3 protein-coding genes and 2 pseudogenes are annotated in these 2263 nt (G+C 52.5%); 3 read left to right on the top strand and 2 right to left on the bottom strand.

From position 1 onward, the window contains the following. Together H6F43_RS21935 and H6F43_RS01235 are read right to left on the bottom strand one after the other, a co-directional pair. Nucleotides 1-253 (bottom strand): annotated as a pseudogene (locus H6F43_RS21935) (LuxR family transcriptional regulator); the annotation flags it as partial. Nucleotides 254-286: 33 nt separating this feature from the next. After that, the gene (locus tag H6F43_RS01235; RefSeq protein ID WP_190340207.1) at nucleotides 287-559 is read right to left on the bottom strand and encodes a hypothetical protein; all 273 of its coding nucleotides are present in this window, start codon (nucleotides 557-559) and stop codon (nucleotides 287-289) included. A gap of 125 nt (nucleotides 560-684) precedes the next feature. Between H6F43_RS01235 and H6F43_RS22900 the strand changes: the two are divergent. The 3 genes and pseudogenes from H6F43_RS22900 to H6F43_RS01225 all read left to right on the top strand — a co-directional run. Further along, nucleotides 685-918: pseudogene (locus H6F43_RS22900) on the top strand (heavy metal-associated domain-containing protein); the annotation flags it as partial. 33 nt (nucleotides 919-951) lie between these two features. Continuing rightward, nucleotides 952-1359, top strand: coding sequence for a DUF6220 domain-containing protein (locus tag H6F43_RS22895; RefSeq protein ID WP_347272357.1), 408 nt, complete (start codon nucleotides 952-954; stop codon nucleotides 1357-1359). A 362-nt stretch (nucleotides 1360-1721) separates the two neighbouring features. Beyond that, nucleotides 1722-2263, top strand: a 542-nt coding sequence (locus H6F43_RS01225; protein ID WP_347272356.1) for an ATP-dependent metallopeptidase FtsH/Yme1/Tma family protein, incomplete at its 3' end; no start/stop codon positions are given.

Raw genomic sequence — 2263 nt, 5'->3', positions numbered from 1 at the left:
CTTGAGCAACCAGTTCAGCGATCTGCCGCTCGCGCGGAGTTAATCGCGGGGTGCCAAATACCTGGACTGCTGTTGGTTGCGTGTTTGTACTAAAAACGCTTCCTGAACGCAGCGTAGCTAGCCGAGTTGACATGTGAAGACACAGCGCGCTCAGGTCAGCCAAATTCTGAGCATTAAAAGCAGGCTGATCACGATCGCGCGTAAGCGCAATGCCGCCCACAAGCTGACCATTACTGACAACTGGACCCGTCATCACATGCCTATGATCGGCGCGTGGGCAAAGGGTCTACCATACTCCAGGAGGCAGTACAACCTCTTCATGAACAGGCGCATGATGCTCTACTAGATAGCGCAGAACTGGATTGTGGTCTACAGATAAAGCGGCTCGGAGCACACCTGCTGGCAGATTTGCAGCAGGCGGAAGTTCATCAAAAAAAATCAATCCCCACCGTTTCGCCGTAAAGTAGTCACCCATTTCAGCCATCACACCCGATCGCAGTTCCTGTTCATTCGGTGCTTGAGCGATCGCTCGAAACAAAGGCTGCAAAGAAGTTTCCATGATTTTGCCGTCTGGTGTAGCTCTCCCTGCTGTGGCTAAAGTGTACTCGATCGAGGTCTAGGCAGGCTGAATGGCTGCTTCTAACGTAGTCTCATTGGTCCACTTAATTTAGCAACGTTACTGCCATGCAACTCTCCTCAGATCCAGTATCAAATCCAGGAATCGTCTCGCCTGCATCCACTCACCTCACCGTAGTGCTGAGCGTCAGAGGTATGAATATGAACGGTCTGAAAGCAGTCACAGAACTGCTGCTTCAGCAACCTGGCGTAATTTCAGCCGTCGTGGATTTAGTGACTGGGACAGCAACCGTTAATGGCAAAACAGAGATTGATCCAGCTGCTCTCGCTAACACACTCACTCAAGCCGGATTTCCTAGCCAGCCTCAGTCTGAGATAAAGCCTGAGCCGTTAAAACCCAAGGCTTTAATCGGCTTTTACATCGTCGCGGTGATATTCAATCTGTGTTTGATGGCTCAAGTATTGACCGTTGGCTTGGCTTACTTTTACAACCCTGAGTGGTGGAATATCCACGTTTGGCTAGTGCGAGGGTATGGCAGCCTGTCGCTGATCCTGCTCGGCGGGGCTTACTGGGTTCCGGTTCCTCGACGAGTGCGAAGCCTCGCGGCAAGTCTGCCTGTGCTGCTGGGACTGCAATTTCTCACGATTCATCTGAACGCTCCGATTCCATTAAGCATCTTGCATCCGCTGATTGGATTCACGCTATTTTCATCGTCTACAACCCTGGTTCACCGCGTCTGGCGCATCATTTCGCCCAAGCCCGAAGAAGAGACTGCGGGCTAATTGGGCAAGGTTTTTCGATCGAGAACTCTGATAGACACCTGTGAAGACTGAACCAATACTTGGACGACGCGCGTATCCTGGGGACTCCGATCGCACGAGGACAACTCAGTGAGCTTTAATCCTGAGGGTGCGCTCGCAAGCGGCGGTTGACTCAATCACTCCAGAGGTTGCGCTAGACTTTGGAAAGAGGCTGTAACCGCGCGATCGTGAACCAATCTGCTTACAGCACCAGACATCCGGCAAGAGGCAAAAGGCAACTCTGTATGAAAGACTCCTGGAAAACAGCATTGGCAAAGCAGCTACGATTTAGAGGTCCTGCCGCTACAGGCTTTATTACGGCTGTCTGGGTTATTGCTCACGGAATGACACTAGCCATGCCCGCTGTGGCAGATGCCAACCGCGACCTGTCCTACAGCGAGTTTTTAAGAAAAGTCGATGCGGGACAAGTCACGCGAGTCGAAATTGATCCGGCACGCAACGTTGCCAGAGCCAAGTTTGAGGGACAGAAGAAGAACGACCCGCCCAAAGAAGTTCCTCTGCTAGAGCAGAATCCGGAACTGATCGAAAAGCTCCGCGCCAACAAAGTGGATTTTGAAGTGCAGCCTACCGCCGACAATAGCGCCGTCCTGGGACTGCTGGCAAACCTGCTGCTGTTTCTACTGCTGATTGGCGGCTTGCTGATGATTATTCGTCGCTCTAGCAACGCGCCGGGTGGACCTGGACAGGCAATGAGCTTTGGCAAGTCCCGCGCCCGCTTCCAAATGGAAGCCAAAACAGGCGTCATGTTCGACGACGTGGCTGGCATCGAAGAAGCCAAAGAAGAGCTACAAGAAGTCGTCACCTTCCTCAAAAAGCCAGAGCGCTTTACAGCGGTGGGTGCTCGCATTCCCAAAGGTGTGCTGCT

Origin of the sequence: Leptolyngbya sp. FACHB-36 (assembly GCF_014695955.1) — a bacterium.
GTDB lineage: Bacteria > Cyanobacteriota > Cyanobacteriia > Leptolyngbyales > Leptolyngbyaceae > FACHB-36.
Note: the sequence above shows the minus strand (reverse complement) of the source record. Positions and strands in the feature narration are given on the sequence as shown.